General features: G+C 27.3%; 20 protein-coding genes and 1 pseudogene. 5 read left to right on the top strand and 16 right to left on the bottom strand.

Features of this window, described 5'->3' with window-relative positions:
* Positions 1-24 precede the first annotated feature (24 nt).
* The 3 genes from MARPI_RS10430 to MARPI_RS10880 all read right to left on the bottom strand — a co-directional run bounded on the left by MARPI_RS10430 (position 25) and on the right by MARPI_RS10880 (position 2,234).
* Positions 25-981, bottom strand: coding sequence for an ABC transporter permease (locus MARPI_RS10430; RefSeq protein ID WP_014297557.1), 957 nt, complete (start codon positions 979-981; stop codon positions 25-27).
* Entirely contained in the window at positions 953-1,609 is a 657-nt protein-coding gene (locus tag MARPI_RS10425) for an ATP-binding cassette domain-containing protein (protein WP_014297556.1), read from the bottom strand. Before MARPI_RS10425 ends, MARPI_RS10430 begins: the two co-directional genes overlap by 29 nt.
* Before the next feature lie 76 nt (positions 1,610-1,685).
* A complete protein-coding gene (locus MARPI_RS10880) occupies positions 1,686-2,234 on the bottom strand; it encodes a hypothetical protein (protein WP_014297555.1) in 549 nt (182 codons plus the stop codon).
* A gap of 1,496 nt (positions 2,235-3,730) precedes the next feature.
* Between MARPI_RS10880 and MARPI_RS10410 the strand changes: the two are divergent.
* Positions 3,731-4,174, top strand: a pseudogene (locus MARPI_RS10410) (hypothetical protein); the annotation flags it as partial.
* A 102-nt stretch (positions 4,175-4,276) separates the two neighbouring features.
* Here MARPI_RS10410 and MARPI_RS10405 read toward each other — a convergent pair.
* From MARPI_RS10405 to MARPI_RS10385, 5 genes are all read right to left on the bottom strand, one after another.
* On the bottom strand, positions 4,277-5,203 hold the full coding sequence (locus MARPI_RS10405) for a magnesium transporter CorA family protein (protein ID WP_014297553.1): 927 nt from the start codon (positions 5,201-5,203) through the stop codon (positions 4,277-4,279).
* A gap of 141 nt (positions 5,204-5,344) precedes the next feature.
* Entirely contained in the window at positions 5,345-6,169 is an 825-nt protein-coding gene (locus MARPI_RS10400; RefSeq protein ID WP_014297552.1) for a metal ABC transporter permease, read from the bottom strand.
* Complete coding sequence (locus tag MARPI_RS10395) at positions 6,162-6,908, bottom strand: metal ABC transporter ATP-binding protein (protein WP_014297551.1); 747 nt, start codon at positions 6,906-6,908, stop codon at positions 6,162-6,164. Before MARPI_RS10395 ends, MARPI_RS10400 begins: the two co-directional genes overlap by 8 nt.
* Positions 6,905-7,288: a Fur family transcriptional regulator gene (locus MARPI_RS10390; RefSeq protein WP_014297550.1), complete on the bottom strand. Its 384-nt coding sequence runs from the start codon at positions 7,286-7,288 to the stop codon at positions 6,905-6,907. Before MARPI_RS10390 ends, MARPI_RS10395 begins: the two co-directional genes overlap by 4 nt.
* Positions 7,289-7,293: 5 nt before the next feature.
* Complete coding sequence (locus MARPI_RS10385) at positions 7,294-8,124, bottom strand: metal ABC transporter substrate-binding protein (RefSeq protein ID WP_014297549.1); 831 nt, start codon at positions 8,122-8,124, stop codon at positions 7,294-7,296.
* A gap of 154 nt (positions 8,125-8,278) precedes the next feature.
* Between MARPI_RS10385 and MARPI_RS10380 the strand changes: the two genes are divergently transcribed.
* Both MARPI_RS10380 and MARPI_RS10375 read left to right on the top strand, forming a co-directional pair.
* Positions 8,279-9,790 (top strand): YifB family Mg chelatase-like AAA ATPase, encoded by a 1,512-nt coding sequence (locus MARPI_RS10380; protein ID WP_014297548.1) that lies wholly within the window; start codon positions 8,279-8,281, stop codon positions 9,788-9,790.
* Positions 9,774-10,898 carry a GNAT family N-acetyltransferase gene (locus MARPI_RS10375; protein ID WP_014297547.1) on the top strand — a complete coding sequence of 375 codons (1,125 nt, stop codon included), beginning with the start codon at positions 9,774-9,776 and terminating at the stop codon, positions 10,896-10,898. The genes MARPI_RS10380 and MARPI_RS10375 overlap by 17 nt, the downstream gene beginning before the upstream one ends.
* Positions 10,899-10,920: 22 nt before the next feature.
* On the opposite strand, the gene MARPI_RS10370 is transcribed toward MARPI_RS10375, so the two are convergent.
* Genes MARPI_RS10370 through MARPI_RS10345 form a run of 6 tightly spaced genes read right to left on the bottom strand, consistent with a single transcriptional unit; the run spans position 10,921 to position 17,789 of the window.
* Positions 10,921-11,901: a LacI family DNA-binding transcriptional regulator gene (locus tag MARPI_RS10370; protein WP_014297546.1), complete on the bottom strand. Its 981-nt coding sequence runs from the start codon at positions 11,899-11,901 to the stop codon at positions 10,921-10,923.
* Positions 11,902-11,915: 14 nt separating this feature from the next.
* Complete coding sequence (gene mggS / locus MARPI_RS10365) at positions 11,916-13,214, bottom strand: mannosylglucosylglycerate synthase (protein WP_014297545.1); 1,299 nt, start codon at positions 13,212-13,214, stop codon at positions 11,916-11,918.
* 4 nt (positions 13,215-13,218) lie between these two features.
* The gene (locus tag MARPI_RS10360) at positions 13,219-14,310 is read right to left on the bottom strand and encodes an ABC transporter ATP-binding protein (protein ID WP_014297544.1); all 1,092 of its coding nucleotides are present in this window, start codon (positions 14,308-14,310) and stop codon (positions 13,219-13,221) included.
* A gap of 26 nt (positions 14,311-14,336) precedes the next feature.
* On the bottom strand, positions 14,337-15,644 hold the full coding sequence (locus tag MARPI_RS10355) for a carbohydrate ABC transporter permease (RefSeq protein WP_014297543.1): 1,308 nt from the start codon (positions 15,642-15,644) through the stop codon (positions 14,337-14,339).
* On the bottom strand, positions 15,645-16,517 hold the full coding sequence (locus MARPI_RS10350; RefSeq protein ID WP_014297542.1) for a carbohydrate ABC transporter permease: 873 nt from the start codon (positions 16,515-16,517) through the stop codon (positions 15,645-15,647).
* Positions 16,518-16,577: 60 nt separating this feature from the next.
* On the bottom strand, positions 16,578-17,789 hold the full coding sequence (locus MARPI_RS10345) for an ABC transporter substrate-binding protein (RefSeq protein WP_014297541.1): 1,212 nt from the start codon (positions 17,787-17,789) through the stop codon (positions 16,578-16,580).
* Positions 17,790-18,008: 219 nt separating this feature from the next.
* On the opposite strand from MARPI_RS10345, the gene MARPI_RS10340 reads away from it, so the two are divergent.
* Both MARPI_RS10340 and MARPI_RS10335 read left to right on the top strand, forming a co-directional pair.
* On the top strand, positions 18,009-18,719 hold the full coding sequence (locus tag MARPI_RS10340) for a hypothetical protein (RefSeq protein WP_014297540.1): 711 nt from the start codon (positions 18,009-18,011) through the stop codon (positions 18,717-18,719).
* A gap of 26 nt (positions 18,720-18,745) precedes the next feature.
* Positions 18,746-19,720 carry a dipeptidase gene (locus MARPI_RS10335; RefSeq protein WP_014297539.1) on the top strand — a complete coding sequence of 325 codons (975 nt, stop codon included), beginning with the start codon at positions 18,746-18,748 and terminating at the stop codon, positions 19,718-19,720.
* A gap of 247 nt (positions 19,721-19,967) precedes the next feature.
* Here MARPI_RS10335 and MARPI_RS10325 read toward each other — a convergent pair whose 3' ends face one another.
* Complete coding sequence (locus tag MARPI_RS10325) at positions 19,968-20,324, bottom strand: hypothetical protein (RefSeq protein ID WP_014297538.1); 357 nt, start codon at positions 20,322-20,324, stop codon at positions 19,968-19,970.
* 94 nt (positions 20,325-20,418) lie between these two features.
* The gene (locus tag MARPI_RS10320) at positions 20,419-20,913 is read right to left on the bottom strand and encodes a hypothetical protein (RefSeq protein ID WP_014297537.1); all 495 of its coding nucleotides are present in this window, start codon (positions 20,911-20,913) and stop codon (positions 20,419-20,421) included.
* Positions 20,914-20,921: the final 8 nt, after the last annotated feature.

Here is a 20,921-nt window from a genome sequence, read left to right as displayed (position 1 = left end):
TTGTCATATTATTTACGTCGCTATTCAGTCTATATATTTACTTTGGTTTTTTACTATTATATAAGTAAATAATGTACTTATAATAATATATGTAACTAATAAAATTATAGATACGTTTAACGAAATTTTTTCAGGTTTAAATAATATAAAATTTCCGTAAAAATCAAAGACTTTATGTCCTAATATAGAGATTAAATTTTTTAAATCATATTTTCCAAAAGTGGGGAAAATAAAATTATAAAGAACTAAAATTAATATAGGATAAATAACTCCTCTAAATAATAACCCGAGATAAAATCCAAAAGTTGTAAAAATAAATGAAAGAAATACACTTAATACAAATTGTAAAATAATGTTTGTATCTGAAGGTTGAACTGATAATTTAAATTCATTAACAGGAATATCAAAAAAAAGACTATTATAAAATATAAAGCCTATTATACTTGACAGAAATAATACAATAATAATCATTAAGAATGATAATATATACATTGATAACTGTTTTGATAATAATATATGCATCCAGTTATTCTGAACAGCTTTTATCTTTAAGGTTTTATATTTTATATCATATGTTGCAATATATACACCATATACACCAAAGAAAAATGAATAAAAAATAAAAGATAAATATTTCAAGGTATTAGTTATAACGCGGTTAGGATTTTTTAAATCATAAATTGCCAGGGCTACGTTTTCATAATCAAATTTCAAAGGATTATTTATTTTTTTTACTCCATTTTTTTCTTCTATTTTTAAAGGTTTTTTTAAAATTTCTTCGACATCCATTCCCATTTTTTTTGTTTCGTTTAATGTATGTATAAATAAATTATAATTTTGTATAATTAACTTTTTTTGATTATACAAATTTAGTCCGGAAAATATTAACAGGGTTATAATCATTAAAATAAAGACACCAGAATATATTTGATATTTTACTTCTTTGCCGATATTACTTAATAAGATTTTTATATATTGCACTCAAATCACCACCATATTCATTAATTTTAATAATTGAATGATCTTTTAAAATAAACAACTCATCAATAATACCATCATAAAATTCAAATTGATGCCCCGTCATAATAATTGTCATTTTTTTTGACCATTTTTTTATGAAATTCTTCAATAAAAGTTTTGTATTATAATCCAGGCCATTTGCTATTTCATCCATAAATAAATATTTTGGACTTGTAAGCATTGCGATAATTAAACTTAATTTTTTTCGCTGGCCATGAGAATAATATTTTACTTTTAATTTCAAAATTTCATCTTTCAAAAACATGTATGAGATTTCTTTTATTTGTTGAATACTGATTTTTTTATTCAATAATAACTCGATATTTTTATAACCACTGAGATTATAATATAATGGAGTATCATCATAAATTACATATATAGTGTCTCTTATTTCATTTAAGCATTTACCATCATATAAAATCTTACCTCTATAATCTTCTAAATTTAATAAACATTTAAATAATGTAGTTTTTCCACTTCCATTTGCACCTATAAACAATGTTACTTTATTTTCTGGAATCAACATATTAACATTCTTAAAAATTAAATTATTTTTATAATACTTTGTTAGATTTTCTATTGTTATCAATATTAATCACCCCCTTATATTATTATTAGGAAGGTATTTTCATACCTTCCTAATTTTTAATATTATAAAAATTTCTTCAATACCATTCAGCATCACCATTTGCATAAACGACGACATAATCCGTAACATCCTGACTATAAATTTTTACATCTCCCCAGGGCGTCACTACTCCCGCTCCTATTGTTTTTGTAGCACGATATTTATGAAATGTTGATGTTTTATATATTAATACAATGCCTTTTGCATGAGCTATATTTGGAAATACATATCCAACTTCCTGCCATCCGCTACTAGATATGATTTTTGTTCCATTACTTTGCCATTCAACAACATCTCTTGACCAGAGCATAAAACTTCCTCTATACAAACTTGTGCGATATGTATAAATATTAAAAGAATAATTTGTAAATTTTTTTATATTTTTATTAAAAAGTAAAGAGTCGCTTTCAATTTTATGTGTTTCATAGACTTTTAAAGTTTCCAATTGTTTTTTTGTTGGTTGTTCGAAATTACGAGGTGATATTTTATGCATTTTTTGATTAATAGCTTTTTCGCCTGAAGATGCAAAAACCATAATCATCGAAAAAATTAAAATAAAAAAAACTAAATAAATCCTTTTTTTCATTTTAATTTACCTCCTCGTATAATAAGTTATAGTATCTTTCGAAATTCCTAAAATATATTGTTTACAGAATTTCATCTTATTCTTAAAAGAGGTTTACCTCTCTGTTTTATAATTTAACTGTATTAAATTTTTATTTAATATAGTTAATTAAAACTAAACTTCCTAGCTGAGAGATTAAACCATGAGTAAGAATCCTAAACAAATTTATCTTGATTTTGTTTATTCTGAATGTATGAAATCTCATTCCTCTTTTGCTTATATTCTCTCTCTTTTTGCAAGATTAGAATCTATCCTTTCTCATACCAAATTACGCTTTATCAATTCAGTTTCTCTTGATGCTAATCTTATTAATCTCTTTTTTATCGCCTCTGCTTTCTTAGCTCATTCTATGAAGCGGGATGATTTAATTTTTTCTATTAAACAAACTAAATCTTCTTTTGTTCAGTCTTAATTTTTTTATTCTTTTTTTTTTTCATTTTTTTGTTTCCTTACCTGACTTTTTCTTATTTTTCTTTCCATTTCTTTCTATTTTCTTCTTCATTTTCTTTGGTTTCACTTTTCGTAATATTTTTTACTTCCTTTTTACTTTATTTTTTTCTATTTTTGAAGACACTAATAAATTAATTTTGTTTATTGAACGATTGTACAGGCTTCGTAACAACCACCTGGACCATTACAAGTACACAACCACCAGCAATCTAAAAACATACAGCTCCTTTATACGGACACCAAAATTCATTTTTTTCTCTTCTTCGACTTTCTCTATCCAATTCCTACCACCCATCCTCTCTAAATAAATTATTAAATTTTTTATAAATTCTTGGTACCAGAACAACTCAGCCGGCTGAGAAATGAAAATTTTTTGATTATAGAATTTGCTCAGTTATATTTAAATAATATTTCTAACCATGCACAAGTGTAATTCAAAATTATTTTTGAAATTTATTTAGGCATTATGTGATTTATTTAATAATACTAAAGATAATATTGTGAATTTTATAGCTTAACAATTCAAGATAAAACCCAATAAATGGATAATTTTTATATTATATTATTGTATAATTAAAAGATATTATTTTCACTTATTTAATTCACAATAATTTTAGCAGAAAAAAAAAAAGATGTCAATATATAATGTAAAATTCCAGTAAAATTTCAATTAATTTTTATTTTGACAAATTCGATAAATTTACATAATTATTATATCATCTGATATATTTTTATTGTTATTTTTTTTGTTTAATTCAAAGGACAATAATCATTAATTTATTTTATGATTTTTATAAAAAATGCCCTGATTATTAGAAAATAAATTTTCTTCCGGGGTTCATTTCAAATTTCATTCTTTCATCTTATTTTTTTATTTTATCCTTTCCAACACGACTTGCAAGTGTTTTTTCAAAAATAAAAATTCGCTATTTATCAATATTTTAGAAGGTTTATTTTATGCAAATAAAGTTATTTCGACAACAACAATGTTAAGAGAATTAGCAAGGGAGGATAAGATTATTAAATTCTTCTCTGCTAATTATGAGAAGATGTATTTTTTTAATGTTATGATGAGTGATTTTGATTTGAAGAAAGCCGAAAGAAGATTATTGAATTCTGAAGATGGAAAAGACATGAATTATAATATTTCACCATTTTATTTAGCAAGAAAAAAACTCATCACTGAGCTTTTTAAGAAAACAAAGAACTTTAAGGAGTTTGTTTTTAATTATTTTAAGCTCAGTGATGAGGAAATGAAAATCTTTGATGTGTTTTTAAGAAATTGTGTTCGATACGATATTAAATGGCCCATTACTCCTTATCCAAAAGGGAAGGTTCGTGATTTTGCAATTAAATATGGTTTCGGGCAAAAGCATGTTGTTTTAGGCTATTACTCTTTTGAAGATGATGAAAGAATTTTGCTTGATGATATTATTGATAGATTTCTCTGAATTTGGTAACTATTTTCCTTAAAATTGTCTTTTACTTTAGAGTTATCTAGAGACTGCTATGAAAAATTAAATGCAGAGAAGTAATTCTCTGCATTTAATTTATTACATCCATTTTTTACTTTTAAATAATAAGGCTGTTAGAATCATTATTATTATAGAAGAAATAATTATATTTACATATGTTAATGGATTTTCCTGAAACGGCAACTTTACATTCATTCCATAAAAACTGGTAATAATAGTTGGTATTTGCATTAATATAGTAACAACAGTTAAGATTTTCATTACTATATTAAGGTTATTGGAAATAACAGAGGCATATGCATCCATCATTCCTGAAAGAATGTTACTATATATATTTGTAACTTCTATAGCCTGTCTGTTTTCAATTAATGTATCTTCAAGCAAATCTTCATCATCTTCATATAATTCCAGAATTTTACCTTTTAACAGTTTTTCCATCATTATTTCATTCGATCTCAAAGAAGTAGTGAAGTACACTAAACTTTTCTCAAGATACATCAGTGTTTCTAATTCGTTGTTTTTCATAGATCTGTGTAGTTCTTCCTCAATTAAATCTATAGTTTTATTTATTTCTTTTAGATAATCCAAAAATAGTTTTGCATTTTTAAAGAATATCTGAAAAATCATTCTGCTTTTTTTGTGTGGATTTAATAAATGTGTTTCTATCATTTTTTCAATAAATGCAATTTCCTGTTTCATTGCAAGCAATGTATAATTTTTTCCAATTATTATGCCTAAAGAAACAGTTTTATATGGTATTTTATCGTCTTCTTCATTTTTCATTGGAACTTTTAAGATAAGCAATATTGTATCTTCATCTATTTCAATACGTGCTCTTTCATCTTCGTCCATTGAATCGGTAATAAAATCAGGATCAAAGTTCAAAAGGCTGGATAACATGTGTATTTCATCCTGTGAAGGATTTACTACCTTAATTAATGCATCTTGAGAAAAGCTTTTTGCCTCCACTAATTTGTGCTCAATTCTTTTGTAAAATTTTACCATTTTTATCTCCTCCTTTTTTTATTTTGTTATGGCGGTCTAGATAAAGGATCTTCGCTACAACTAAGATAATCCATAAAATTCACCCCTTTCGATTTTTAAATTGAAATACATTTAATTATAACATATTTTCTTACTAAAAAACTATTTCTTTTGTATTATAATCCTTTCTGTTAATTTCTTCAATAAATAACTGATTACAAAAATGGTGAATAATGTTACAACTATTGATGGTCCTGGCGGAATATTCAAATAATATGCAATTACTATCCCAAAAAATCCAGAGAATATTCCGATTATAGAAGAAATAATTAACATCTGGTTTAGTGTTTTAGCAAAAAGTTTGGCAATTACGCCAGGTGTTATAAGCAATGAAGTCACAAGGATTATCCCTATAATTTTAACGGTAGTAACAACTACAATTGATACTGTTATTAAAAATATATAACCAATTAAGTCAATAGGCACTCCATATATCTTGGCAATCCTCGGATTAAACGCATAATATTTAAGTTCTTTATTAAACAATATTACAAGGGATAAAATCAATATAGCCACAACGGATAAAATAATTACATCTTTCTGGGTTACCATTAATATGTCTCCAAATAGATAACTGGTAATTTCAGGTGTATATCCTGGTTTTAAATATAAGAATATAACTCCCAATGCCATTGAAAATGAAAGAAGCATACCAATTACACTATTTTCATTTATTTTTCCTTTTTTACCAATAAAAAATATAGTCGTTCCAAAAAGAAGTGCTACAATTATATTCATAATATCAATATTAAATCCAATTAAAATAGCTAAAGCAATTCCTCCAAAGGCTGTATGAGCAGCACCTTCGCCTATAAACTCCATTTTTTTCAAAACAATATAATTCGATAATAATGATGCACTAAAACCTGCCAAAACTGCAGATAAAATTGCATATACCATAAAATCATAACTGAATAATTCAATCATTTTTGCTCACCACTTTCAACGGCTGATTAATATGTACAAGTATTTCCATCTCTTCAGCGTATATATTCTTTAAATCATCAGCAGTTACATCAATTGCATTCTTATGACAATGTAAGGTTCTATTTAAACACATAACTTTATTTGTCTTTTTTACAACCATTGAAATATCATGACTCACAAGTATTATCGTTAAGCCGAGTTCATCATTTAATCGTTCAAGAATATCATAAATCATATTTTGTCCTTTTTTATCTACTCCTGCTTCTGGTTCATCAAGTATTAATATATCTGGATCGCTTACCAGTGCTCTTGCAAGAGATACTTTTTGATATTCACCACCAGATAACTTTCCAACATTTCTATCAAAAAGATACTCTATATTTAACTTTTTCATGGTTTCTCTAACCTTTTCAATATCGCTTTTTTTGTATCTTTTTAATAATCCAACGCTTTTGTACATTCCCATTAATACAACTTCATATGCCTTTATTGGAAAAGTCCTATCAAATTCATCTTTTTGGGGAACATATCCAATTTTTCCATTAATCTCTACTTTACCCTGATAATTTTCAATTTCTCCAATTAAAATTTTTATGAGTGTAGATTTTCCTGCACCATTAGGACCTATAATTCCAACAAAATCTTTTTTATATATATCAAAGGTAATGAATTTTAGTATCTCATTATCTTCAACAGAATAATTAAGGTTATTAACGCTTATAACCTTTTCCTTTTTCATTGCTTACCCTCCCCCTCATGCTGGCAATTAGAACATATGCCTTCAAAATAAAGAATATGATCTGTGATTTTAAATTTCAGTATTTCTTCAATATATTTACTGTATTCTTTTTCAAAACACATATCAAGTTTTTCAAACTTTTTGCATTTTATGCAGTAAATATAGTGAATATGACCATTTGGACGATAATAATAGGTTATTTTATCGGAAAATACTATGGACTTTAAAATATGATTTTTTTCAAAAAAATTAAGGTTTCTATATATTGTTGAAAGATCATATTTTTTGTTGAGTAAATTATAAATTTCTTCTGCATTTAATGGATAATCTATATTTTCATATAATTTAAGTATATCTTTTCTGGGTTTTGTTAGTTTCATAAAAATCACCTAATAGTATTTAAGATATTTAAAAAGTTAATAAGATATAACTCATCTATGCTATTAAAGGAATTTCCCAAAGGATCGAGCATTCCTAAGTTTACTTTAAGTGTCCTGGCAACTTTTTCTGCAATTTTTTGATTTAATTGCGGTTCAGAAAAAACACCTTTTATATTGTTTTTTCTCGCAGAATCGTATAATTTTTTCATATCTGCAATCGATGGCTCTACACCTGGTGATTTTTCAATAACTCCAGCTATTTTTATATTATAATGTCTTGCAAAATATGGAAATGAATTATGGAATGTAATAATACTTCCGTTTATTTCAGAGGATTTAATCTTCAAGTATTCATCCATTAATTCTAATTTTTTTATAAGTTTTTTAGAATTTTCGGAATATAATTCCTTTTTTTCAGGATTTAACAAAATGAGTTTATTGGTAATCTCTGGAATTATATATTTATACATTAATTCTGGATCTAACCATATATGAGGGTTACTACCTATAATCATATCCTCTGGAATAACCTCACCAGCAAAAATATAGCTGATATTCTTCTTTTTGATATTAGTTATAACTTTATTTAAGAACACTTCTGAATTAAGTCCGTTAAAAATTACAAGATCACTTTTATATATCTTTATTAAATCCTTCGAGGAAACAGAATAAGTATGGGGACTTTTACCTGCTGGTACAATGATGTTAATTTGATCCTCATTGGATACAATATCTTTCAAAACAAGATAATATGGATATATTGAAACGGAAATATTTAAAGAATATCCTAAAACACCAATAATTAAAATAACTGCCAAAAATAGGCTTTTTTTCATTACTACACCACCTCCATATTTTGTAATTGCAAACCATTTGCAATTATACATTGAAAATGTTAAGCAAATATAAAAATAGAAGAACTTAATATATAGCAATTGTGAATATCTGGTATAATAATAGAGGCTATTATTTTTAAAAAGGAGGTAAGGGATGAAGTATTCAAGAGTTAAAAGTGCTTTTGTAAGCGGTTTTGAAGTAAAAACTATACTTGTAGAAGTGGATATTAACTCTCGTTCAACACAACAGGTTTTTAAAATAGTTGGAATGCCAAATACTGCCATTCTTGAAAGTCAAAAAAGAGTTTTTAGTGCTATTAGAAATTCCGGTTTTAATTTTCCAAATGGAAACGTAACAGTAAATCTGGCACCAAGTAATTTAAAAAAACAGGGAACGCATTTTGATTTACCTATTTCTGTTGGAATATTATTAGCCTCTAAACAAATTAATTTTGATATAGATGATTATTATATTTTTGGTGAAATCGGATTAAATGGGGAAATAAGAGGAATACCCGGAATTACTTTATTGTTACTTGAATTAGCTCAAAAAGAAAAAAACGCTAAATTCATCATCCCTAAAGAGAATGAAGAGGAAGCTTTATTTTTAGAGGAAAACAATGAAGTTTATGTTATATCTCATTTATCTGAAATAATCTATATTTTCGATAATGAAAAAAAAGAAAAATATAAGGCTGCACCTGGGGAAAAATTTTATGAAGAAAATGAAGAACAAATTGATTTTTCTGATATTAAAGGGCAATATTTTGCCAAAAGGGCTGCTGAAATTGCTGCAGCGGGATTTCACAACCTTTTAATGAAAGGAAGCCCAGGATCCGGAAAAACAATGATTGCAAGAAGAATCCCAACTATACTTCCAGAAATGACACGAGAAGAAATAATTGAATCAACAAAAATATATTCTATATATGGTTATCTCAATAAGATTATCAGGAAACGTCCATTTAGAGCGCCTCATCATTCGGCATCAACAGCCTCAATTATTGGTGGCGGTTCTGATTCCAAACCTGGTGAAATAAGTTTGGCACATAATGGTGTTTTGTTTTTAGATGAATTTCCAGAATTTAGAACAGATGTTATAGAAGCTTTAAGACAACCACTTGAAGATGGCATTGTCACTATCTCTCGTGCAAAGGTTGTCGCAACATATCCAGCGAAGTTTATGCTTGTCGCTGCCCAAAATCCATGCCCTTGTGGTTATTATGGCGATCCTGAACATGAATGTACATGTTCTATAAATCAAATAATAAATTATAATAGAAAGATTTCAGGACCAATTTCAGATAGAATTGACATAAAAATCACTGTTCCTCGTGTAAAAATAGACGAATTATTAAATGACTTTTCAGAAGAATCATCTGAAGCTATTAAAGAACGAGTAGAACGTGCAAGCAAAATCCAGATAAAGAGGCAAAACAAATTAAATGGAAAACTTACACAAAAAGAAGTTAAGAAATATATAAAACTTGATGAAAAAGCTGAAGAATTTTTAAAAGAAGGTGCAAAAGCCTTTAAAATGACTGGCAGAGGAATAAATAGAGTTTTAAAGGTTTCAAGAACTATAGCTGATTTAAATGATTCAAAATATGTAACTGTTGAACATGTATCAGAGGCATTTCAATATAGAGGTGAGGAAAATTTATAGAAATGATTATGGTGATTTTTTCTTCCATGTAAAGGATAATACAGAAATAATAAATATTTTAGAAAATACTATTAATATCCCTAAAAGAAATATCTACTTCTTTTCAGAAGTAAAAAATGACACATTGTATATTAACAATATTGGTAAATTTTCTGTTTTCAAAATGAAAAATAAATATGTTCAAGGTAATACACAGACATTCCTCGATTTTATTATTGAAAATGAAATAATATATTCTATTCTGAAATTACTTAAAAAAATAAATATTCCATTTACAGTATGGGATCTTATAAACTTTTATAAAAGCGGTTATACTTTTAGATTTTTAGGAAATGAAAATGAAATCCTGGCATTTTATATTGTAAAAAATAACAAAGTCGAATTAATGGAATTCTCAGTATATAATCCGTCTCTTATTCTTCAGGCTTTAAATGATATAAAAAATTATACAGCAGATGAATATCTTATAAGCTTATATCCTTCACAGGAAAAACTAAAAAATGCCTTAAAAAAATATGGTGCTATTTTACAAAAGGAATATTATGTTTTTGTAAAAGGTAATCATGGAATTCATATTGATTATCCAAATAAAAATGACTCAAAGAATTTATTGGATTTTTTCAACACAATATTTGAAAATTCTGAAACACTTTTAACAACAGCTGATGAATTTGATCTTTCGGAAAAAGAAATAAAAACCTTAATTGATTTTTCAAATAAAAATTTTGGATTTAGAACATTAATTGCAAGATATAATGAAAATATTATAGCTAATTGTGATATTCAATGGAATTTAAAAAGAAGAAGAATTCAAAAAACGGCAAAACTGGGAGTTTCTGTTTTAGAGCGGTTTAGGGGTATTGGAATTGGCAGATTATTAATAAAAAATCATATTACGTGGTGTTTGGAAAATCCAAAAATACACAGACTTGAATTGGAGGTTTTTTCCAACAATCCAAAAGCATATGAGTTATATAAAAAACTTGGTTTTATAGAAGAGGGAAAACGAAGAGAAGCAGTTTACATAAAAAATAAATATTATGATATTATTATGATGGGAATAATTACAGAACCTAAAAATATTTTTTTAGAAAATAAAAGGGGATAACCTTCTCAGTTATCCCTTTTTATTATCCACTTTTTCTTCTTATAAACTTAGTATAAACGGAAATTCGCGTAGGATGAATATTTTCATTTAACATTAATTCATATAACCTTTTAAATGCTATACTTCCCATCTCCTGTTTAAATACCTTTACTGTTGTAAGAGGGGGATTAAACTTTTTAGCCATAGGAATATCATCAAATCCTATTATTTTAACTTTATCTGGAATCCCTATTTTATATTTTTTTAATTCACTTATTATCCTCATTGCAGTTATATCATTAGAAGCAAAAATAGCTTCTGGTATTTTACCTTTTATGATTTTTTGTATTACAACGTCAATATTATTTTTCACATCATCATATTCATAACATTGACTTTTAAGTTTCGCGTTTTTCATTGCATCAATATATCCATCATGTCTTCGTTTAAAACTATAAGATGTTAATGGTCCATGAATATGTATAATATCTTTATATCCTTTATTAATCAAATAATTCACAGCACAGAAAGCTCCATTATAATTATCTGAAAGTACGCTATCTATTTCTTCACCTGTAATATAATGGTCCAATAACACGATAGGTTTTTCTGTATCCTTAAATTTTTTCAATATTTCCCTCGTTACATCAAGGCCTACAAGAATAAAGCCATCAAATTTTTCATACAAATCATCTTCCAACCATAACTCCTTTACAATTGCTCCATGCATCATTGCCAATGCTTTTATTTCTCTAACAATTATTCCATAAAATTGTCCTCCAAGTTCATCACTTTCATCTCTCAATAGTTGCATTCTTTTCCCAAGTCCTAATCCTATTTTAAATCTTTTTTTGCTTTTTGCCAGAGCCTTCGCAGAAAATTTTGGTTTAAAATTCAATTTTTCTATAGCATATAATACTTTTGCACGAGTTTCTTCACTAACATTAGCAGTATTATTTAATACCCTTGAAACTGTTGCCGTAGAAACACCGGCTAATTTGGCAACATCGTCAATAGTTGCCATATTTTTTGCCCCCCTCATTTAAGTAAATTACGAATAATATTTTCTAACGTATTAAAACTAAAATATTTTTTCCCTACTTCAAAGTTTCTTTCTATTATACCATAATATTTCTCTTTGTTAAATAGAATTTCTATTAATTCATCTGCTGCTTTTTCTAAAATCTCCCTATTTACTGTCACAAAACCATCAATCATTTCATATTCATTTCCAAGATTAATATATTCAAGCCCTGAATTTTTAATATCGCTTAAAAATATTTCATATTCAAAGAGAACAACAGGTTTTTTGGCAACAATTGCTTCTAACAACTGATTCCCCCAACCTTCAAGAATTGATGGATATGTAATTATATCAGAAATATTGTACAAATCCCAAAAGCTCCATATTCCTTTTTCAACTGCATTATACATATCAAGAATCTTTACATTAAGCTCTTTTGCCTTTTTTTTCAATTCGTCAAAATATACATCATCTTCACACATTCCTGAAAATGCAAGAAGTATTTCACCATTAAACCTTTCTCCATTATACAAAATTTCACCTTTTTTATCTTTAACCTTTTTATTGAACACTTCAATTAAATCTATTGCCAATTCAATTGCTTTTCTTCTTGTTACACGAGTTGCTTGCAAAAAGATAATGCTATTCTTTGGAATATCATAATATTCCCTAATTTTTTTATTCAATCCCTCTATAATAAATGATTTTTCTTCAAAATCCATCACATTAGGAACTACAGTTGCTTCAACATTTTTTCTCTTTTTTAATTCTTCTTTTGCAATTGAATTAATTACCATATGTTTGATATTTTTTCCAACGGGAGGGCAATAATATTCCAACAATTTTTCAATTTTTTTAGAGGTTGAATTGAGAAAATACTCTCTTTCCCACCAGAAATCATGATGGTGAGCTATAAATAATTTTTCAGGATGTAAATCTGCATATCTTTTTAAAGCAATTGCTGTTGGAAGGAATGCTCCTAAAGACCATATATTATTTGGAAAAATAACATCATATTTTTCAAGTCCTTTTTCAAAATTTTTTAATAACTTATCACTTTCTAATTCTATAGCTTTTACTAGTTCATCTTCTGTAAAATCTTCTAATTTCTCAAATGCATTTTTATTTATAATTCTATATAATTTATTTTCAAAACCTATATCTTCAATGTAATTATCAACACCTTCCTTTTTATTGCCAGCCACAATATCGGCATTATGCCCAAGTTTTTCCAATACCTTTTTCCATTTATCCATCTCCAAAGATACTCCATCCATTAATCCACCACGATAATGCAACAATGCCATATTCATTTTTTCACTCCCTTATTCTCTTTTCTGTTTCTATATCAAATAACATTACCCTTTCTTCATCAAATGAAATATGTATAGTTTCACCAGAACTATATTTTGGAAACGATGGTGAAACAATTTTTATTATTTGCTCTCCAATTTCAATCGCTATAATTTGATGGGAACCTTGTGGTTCCACAACAAGTATATCCCTGCTAAATATAGCCTCATCTTTTGAAACTATTTTAAAACTTTCTGGTCTTATTCCAAGAATAATTTCATCTTTATTATAATTTTTTAGTAATTGCTTAATCTTATCTGACAAACTAAATTTTAATTCTTCATTATAGAAAACTATTTTATCCCCTTCATTCTTAATATTCATTCTAAAGAAATTTGTAGGCGGAGTCCCTATAAATCCTGCCACAAAAACATTTTCACTATCAAAATAAACTTCATCAGGTGTTCCAACCTGCTCTATATTACCATCTTTCATAATAACTATTCTATCTGCCATTGAAAGAGCTTCTGATTGGTCATGAGTAACGAATATTGTTGTTGCACCGGTTTTATTATGTATAGCCTTTAATTCTGTTCTCATCTTTATTCTAAGTTTAGCATCTAAATTTGATAATGGTTCATCCATAAGGAATATCTTTGGTTTTACCGCCAATGCTCTGGCAAGAGCAACTCTTTGTCTTTGTCCTCCAGAAAGTTGTCTGGGATATCTTTTTAAATATTCCTGTATTTTCACCATTTCTGAAACTTCCTGAACTATATTATCTATCTCCTTTTCAGGCAACTTTCTTAATTTTAAAGGAAAAGCTATATTCTCATATACGGTCATATGAGGCCATACAGCATAACTCTGAAAAACCATACTTACTTCTCGTTTTCTTGGTTCTAAATAAGTTACATCATTATTATCAATTAAAATTGTTCCTTCTGTAACTTCTTCAAGACCTGCTATCATTCTTAAAGTGGTTGTTTTTCCACAACCTGAGGGACCTAAAAATACTATAAATTCACCGTTATCTACTTTTAAACTAATATCTTTTGCACCCCATACACTCTTTCCATAACGTTTTGATAAATTTATAAGTTCAAGTGTAGCCATATTAATCTCTCCTTATATTTAAGATTTTAAACTCTAACGCCACCCCACATTTGAAGTATATATCTTCTTATTATTAAGGTGAATATTATAGCTGGTAATGCTAATGAAACACCTCCTGCAGCACTTAAGTTTATCAATCCCTTAGCTCCTACAAGAGTTTGATAAACAACAACTGGAAATGTAGGGTTAAATTGTGTAAGAACTATAGCCTGTGCAGTTTCTGCCCAACTTCCTATAAAAGCATACATAGCGCTTGCGGCTAATCCAGGTAATGCCAGAGGCAGAGTTACTTTCATAAATGCACCAAATCTCGTAGTACCAAAAATCATAGCTGCTTCTTCCAACTCAACAGATATACCCATAAATATACTTGCGGTAATCCATATTGTCATTCCAATTTGACCAACCGAATATACAAGAGACAATCCAATAGGTTTATCATAAAAACCCATATTTATCAATATAATTACCATTGGCATTGCTATTGAAATACCAGGAAACATTCTAACAAACAATACGCTTAATTTAAGCCAATTTTTACCTTTAAATGTATATCTTGCAAAAGCATATCCTGCCATTCCACCAATAATTAAAGAAATAAAAACCGTTAAAAATGCAACTTCTATACTTCTCAGTAATGCTGGTAATGCATCACTTGTAACTCTAAAAAAGGTTACATAATTATCAAAAAGTTTTTTGGGCACACTAAAATGAACCGTAGCTATTTGATCGTATTTTTCTTCTATTTTAGACAATTCTGATTCTATTTCATTTATTCTAGTATTTTTATTATTTATCTCTTCCTTTATCTGAGATATTAAATCTTCCATACCTCCAATTTTTTCTGCCATCGATATTTTATCCATTAATCTTCCAACATCTACATTCAATTGATTTAATTCCCGTTCTAACAACTTCCTTTGTTGAACAAGACTATCTATTTCACTTTTATTTTTCTCTATAATTTCATTTAATTTAACTATTTGAGCATCAAACTTTTCTTTTTTTATTTCACTATTTGTTTTTCTTCTTATAAACGTTTTTATATCTTCAAACTTACTTTCTTCAATAATTGTAATATATCTTTTTTTTGCCGGACTATATACGCTAATAAGCAATTTATCAGGATTATCCCATGAACGTTCTATTCTAAAATGATTATAAAATGATGGAACCAGTCTTGTTGGCCAATCATAAGCTTCCTGATCTGACATAAGAGAAATAGTAACAAGAAAATAAATTGGAGTAAGTATTACAAGAATTATTCCCGCTACAACAATATAAAATAATGTTGAATAAAGAATTTTTTTATACGTGTATTTAGAGGATTTCATTTAGGATTCCTCCTTTTCAAAGGCACCGGAAACCTTCAAATATATTATTGAAACTATAGAAACTATAACCGAAACTATTACAGAATATGCAAGTGCTACTCTATAAAAACCAAGAATTTGTTCTTTATAAAATACAACCTCTTCCAATAATACTGGTATTCTTCTGTATCCATATATCATAACAACTATCAACCATACCTGAATAGCTGAAATTATTCTCAAAATTAATGCTGTTTGAATACTCGGTTTTAACATGGGAATTGTAATTTTTCTCAAAACAGTAAACTTTGTCCCGCCGAATATATATCCTGCTTCTATTGAATCCTTCGGTATCCCTTGAAGTCCTGCTAATAAAATAACCATCATAAAAGGAATAACCTGCCATGCATCAATTAATATTATTAACATAAGTGATTGAAAATCATTCCCTGCAAGAAATACAATTTTTTGATTTGCATCTATTATACCAAGATGATAAAGAATACTATTCATCCAACCATATGACGCAAATCCACTTGACCACATAGCTCCAACTGCAACAGCAGGTAAAGCCATAGGAATTAAAGCAATAGATAAAAGCACCTGCGAACCTCTAAATTTTTTATTTATTATTAATGCAAGCATTAATGCGATTACAAATTCTAAAGTAACTGACACTATTACAAAAAATGATGTGTTAAAAACTGCCTGTTTAAAATATGGATCTTTAAAAATGGTAATATAATTATTCAAGGTAAATATATTACTTTCATCAAAAAAACTATATATAATAGCGGTTATAACCGGTCTTACCCAGAAGATTAAATAATATATAATTGTTGGAGCAATTAAAATGTAAGGTATCCATCTTTTTTCAAGTCTTTGTGTACTCAAAGGTATCACTCCTTTACTAAAGGGGCGTCCTGAGAACGCCCCATCATCAATAAATAATATTTATTTTCTCATTGCATCAATCTTAAATTGATATAATTCCATTAAATCAGGCTCAAACTTTTTATCTTCAAGAATCATCTTTTTGAATAAATCATCATATACTAATTTTACCTGTCCCCAGTCTTTCCAGATAGGTGCAATGTATGATAATACACCTGTATTCATAACTGTTACAGCATTCTTGATAATTTCATCTTGTGCATCATTCCCAAGATATTTTATAGCTTCGTCAACTGGAGGTATAAATCCACCTGTACCTTTACTTGCTTTAAGCATTATATCTGGTCTTGTCATATATTCTAAGAATTTCAAAGCAAGATTAAAGTGTTTTGTTCCTTTTACAATTGCAAATCCGCTTGTACCTGCTACAGAACCTCTTCCTGCTGGTCCTTTTGGTGCAGGTGCAACTATAAACTGTGTAGGATTGCTGTTATATACCTCTCCAACCCTTGCACAATGTGCAACTGTCATCCATGTTTCTCCTCTTTTCATTGGAGGTCTTGTATCGTCATATGTTTTTATTGCTGGTGAAAATGCATCTTTCATCTTATAAATAAGATACCATGCTGCCATTGAACCTGGATTGTCTAAATTTGGCCAGTCTGCACCATAAGATAATGCAATAGCACCAATTTGATAAATCAATGATTTCATAGGAACACCAGTAACAGCAAATTTTCCTTCACCTTCTGCTTTTGCTACAAGATTAGCCCATTCTGCAAGTTGTTCCCATGTCATATTGTTAATATCAATATTCTCTGGTTTGTACTTTAATGCTTTTTTATTAATAAGTGTAAGATATACATCAGCTCCTACAGGTAAGAAATACCTTCTTCCATTAAACATGGTCATTGAATCAAAACCTTTAGAAAATGTTCTATCTGTCCATTTTTCAACATAAGGAGTTAAATCATATACATATCCTTTATCTACCATTTTAGGCATGTTTGAAGCATATAATATTATTACATCTGTAGTTACCTTATTTGTTCTAACCTGAACATCTACTTGATCCATTATACTCTGGTCATCCATTGTCTGGAATTTAACCTTACAATTATACATATCTTCAAATGGTTTAATAATCTCGTTAATAATAAACTCCTTTTCTGTTGGTGGAGTCCATAATCTTGAAGATACTACTAATGTTTCAATAGCAAAAGAAAAAACAACAATTGAAATAATCAAAGATACCAAAATAATCTTCTTCATGTCTAACCCTCCCCTAAAATTTTTAGGCATAAATGCCCACTATATAAAATAATATCACTTTATGTAAGCGGTTACAAATACCAAAAATAATGATTATATACAATTACAGTTGATAATCCATCTTAAATATTAATTATTCATATAATATTCATATTATCGTGTATAAGGTTTAATGGTTAAATATGATAATATTTAATTAGAGAGAATGGAGGCGATTTTATGGAATATAATGATTATATAAACGAGCTTAATAAGATAAAAAAAGATTCTATAAATGGTTTAAACAAAGATTGGAAAGTATTAGAAAGTGTTTATTTAAAAGTAAATGAAAATGGTGAATATAAAAAGTTTATAGGAAATACAGTTGTTATTCCATTGAATAATGAAGACAAAAAAAAGGTTCAAATTATTCAAAAATTATTATACAGCGAATTAAATGGAATATTGGCTAATGAACTACCTGAAGAAACCTTTCATTTAACCATTCATGATTTGTGTAATTATTTTACTGCTGATAATCTGGAAAAATGCATGAAAAATTCTGAAAATAAGGTAAAGGAAGTCTTCCGAGAATTAAAGGAGATATATGAAAATACAACAATAACATTAAATTCCAATGGATTATTCAATGGTGGTGCTGCAATAGGAATACAATTTTATCCAAAGGATTTCCCAGATTTTAATGCACTCATAAATATGTACAATATTTTTGAAAAGGTATTACCTTTGAAAAAAATACTCATTCCTCATGTTACTCTTGGCTATTATTTGCCCAAAGAATATACCTATGATGAAATTCAAACAATTAAAAAAGTTTTAAATGACATTGAGTTTTCATTTGAAATTACACTCAGTTTAAATGCCTTAACTTTCCAGAGGTTTGAAAATATGATAAAATATATTGATCTCTTTTCACTAAAAGATATTTAATAATTTTTATACAGGGGGATTTATATATGAATACAGACAATTATCTTATTATCGATGCACATTTTGATTTACTTACATATGTAACTGAGAGAAGGAAAGAAGGAAAAAAACAGGTAATAATGAATAGATTTTATGATGATTTTAAAAAAGGAAAGGTTAATATTATAGTGTCTTCATTATTTATTTCAGAAAAATACATTCCAGAAATGGCATTGAGAAACGCTTTGGACCAAATAGCATCTTTACATTATGAAATTGAGGAATCTGAAGGAAAAATAATGCTATGCAGAAATATGAAGGATATTCAATACGCAATTGATAATCAAAAGCTTGGAATATTACTTTCATTCGAAGGTTTAGATCCCATTGGAAATGATTTATATTTATTAAAAGTGTTCTATGAATTAGGAGTAAGATTTGCTGGTTTAGTCTGGAGTCGAAGAAATTACGTTGCAGATGGTGCTTTTTTCTCTGAAGTAGAAACTGGTACAGAAGGAGGATTAAGCAGTTTTGGAGTTAAAATTGTGAAAGAGGCAGAACGATTGGGAATGTTGATTGATGTAAGTCATTTAAACGATAGTGGCTTTTGGGATGTAATTAAATTTACTACAAAACCTATTATTGCATCACACTCCAATGTCAGAAAACTTTTTAATTCAAAAAGAAATTTAACAGATGAACAAATAAAGGCTATTGCAAATAACAGTGGAGTAATTGGAATAAATGCAAATGGTATGTTTGTAACAGATAATAACTCTGAAAATAATATTAATGGCTTAATTAAGCATATAGATTACATTGCAAACCTTGTAGGAGTAGAACATGTGGGATTTGGTTTTGATTTATGTGATATGTTTAGAGATGAGCAAGTAGATTCTTTAAACACTCATAAAGAAATACCTGTATTAATTGAGAAATTAAAAGAACATGGATATACTGAAACCGAAATAAAGAAAATAACAGGTGAGAATTTCTTACGTGTATATAAATCTATTTTATAAACTATTCTAAAGGGAGTGATAAAAATTAATTTAAAGCAAATATCCTTACTCTCCGGTATTTTGCTGATATTATTTTCAATTTTGATTTTGGTAAAAGTGTTATTAAATCCAATAAATGGAGGAGCACTTTATCTGAGTTTAATGATAGCTTTTACCTTTCTCGGAGTAGCTTCTTCATTAATATATTATTATATAAAAAAAGAAAAATAGATTTTTAACCTAAATTTATTTAATACTATATAATTAATTACTTTGAAAGATTTTTATCATCTTTTATCTTATAACACAGAAATAGATCACTAAAAGCTAAAATAAATGCTATATCAAATCTTACTTTCAAGGAAATGCCTATTATATATCCAAAACCAAAAACTATTATTGTAGTTATTAAAATTTTAAAAAAAGTAGTTTTCCATTGGAAATCAACTCTCCTTCCAATTTCAAAAATTATAATGAACATAAGATAGACCAAAATAAAATTGACAATATTATTGTTATTATTTTCTATTGAATTTTTTATAGAAAAAAACCAAAAAATACTACTTATAATCAATATATATAATAGACTTTCTATTGATTTTAACATTTTTCTCAAGTGTTTCACCTTTATTTCCTCCATAATCTTGAATATATAAAATTCATAAACAATTTTACTTTGTTCATATCTATCCCTTTTCAAAATAATAAAAAATAATCATTTATAATAATATCTTACTTATTTTCTCCACAGCATTTTTTTCTCTACCATATAAAATAACAAGTTTGTTCTTATTTTTGTATATATAAAAATAAAGACCTTTATATTTTTGAGTAATAAAATAATAGTCTATAACTCTTATTTCAAATTTAGTCTTTAATTTTAAAAAATCACCTGAATTTAAAATTGTTTTTATTTTATCAAATTTTATTTTTGCTATTTTATTATTAAAAAATTCATAATATTCTATATATATTTTTTTGTATTCAGAATTTTCATCTATATATAATACCAAATTATTTTTGGTATTTTCATCATTAAACACGTGAATAAAATAACTTTTATTTAATGGATAATATTGAAATCCTTGATTATCCAGATTCCTCTTGAATTCATTAAATTCTCTTATTCTAATTTTTTTTACTCCACCTATAGTAAATATTATAACAATGAATAATATAAAAAAGAAAAATGTAAATTTAAGATTTTTTCCCATTTTTTCAC

The organism is Marinitoga piezophila KA3 (genome assembly GCF_000255135.1).
Taxonomy (GTDB): domain Bacteria; phylum Thermotogota; class Thermotogae; order Petrotogales; family Petrotogaceae; genus Marinitoga; species Marinitoga piezophila.
This window is presented reverse-complemented; position numbering and strand designations above follow the sequence as displayed.